This is a genomic window from Pseudomonas sp. K5002, from assembly GCF_013386655.1.
Taxonomy (GTDB): Bacteria; Pseudomonadota; Gammaproteobacteria; order Pseudomonadales; family Pseudomonadaceae; genus Aquipseudomonas.
In genome coordinates this window covers 1-560 of sequence record NZ_JACARK010001483.1, presented here as the reverse complement: position 1 = coordinate 560, position 560 = coordinate 1, and the positions used below count along the sequence as shown (strand labels likewise).

Annotated in this window: 1 protein-coding gene and 1 pseudogene; one reads left to right on the top strand and one right to left on the bottom strand. The window is 63.6% G+C overall.

Translation table 11 applies throughout. The features are described from left to right. The coding region (locus HX846_RS37360) for a PaaI family thioesterase (RefSeq protein WP_178967485.1) at positions 1 to 238 on the top strand (238 nt) is incomplete at its 5' end. Positions 239 to 298: 60 nt separating this feature from the next. Here the strand turns inward: HX846_RS37360 and HX846_RS37355 are convergent. After that, a pseudogene (locus tag HX846_RS37355) lies at positions 299 to 560 on the bottom strand (acetyl-CoA C-acetyltransferase); the annotation flags it as partial.

The following is a 560-nucleotide window of genomic DNA, read 5'->3' as shown; positions in this document are numbered from 1 at the left end:
GGATGTGGGCATGGGCTACGCCATGGCGTTTTCCAGCGAGCCGCCGCTGCCGTTGATCACGGCGAGCATGACCCTGGACTATCTCGGCGCGGTGCAGGTAGGGGAGTGGGTCGAGGTGCGTCTGGAGCATCACAAGCGCGGGCGGCAGATGGCGTTTGCCACGGTCAGCGTGCAGGTCGGGGAGAAGGTGGTGGTGCGGGCAAATGCGGTGTTTGCGGTGCCCCAGGCGCGGGACTGACCGATAAAGAAAAGGCCCGGTTTTCGTGGAACCGGGCCTTTTCCATGTTGCTCTTTGAAATCAGCTGCGTTCAAGGGCCAGGGCTACACCTTGCCCGCCACCGATGCACAGGGTGGCCAGGCCTTTCTTGGCGTCACGCTTGATCATTTCATGCAGCAGGGTCACCAGCACACGGCAGCCTGACGCGCCAATCGGGTGGCCGATGGCAATCGCGCCGCCGTTGACGTTGACCTTGGCCGCGTCCCATTCCAGCTCTTTGCCCACCGCCAGTGACTGCGCGGCAAAGGCTTCGTTGGCTTCGATCAGGTCCAGGTCGCCCAGG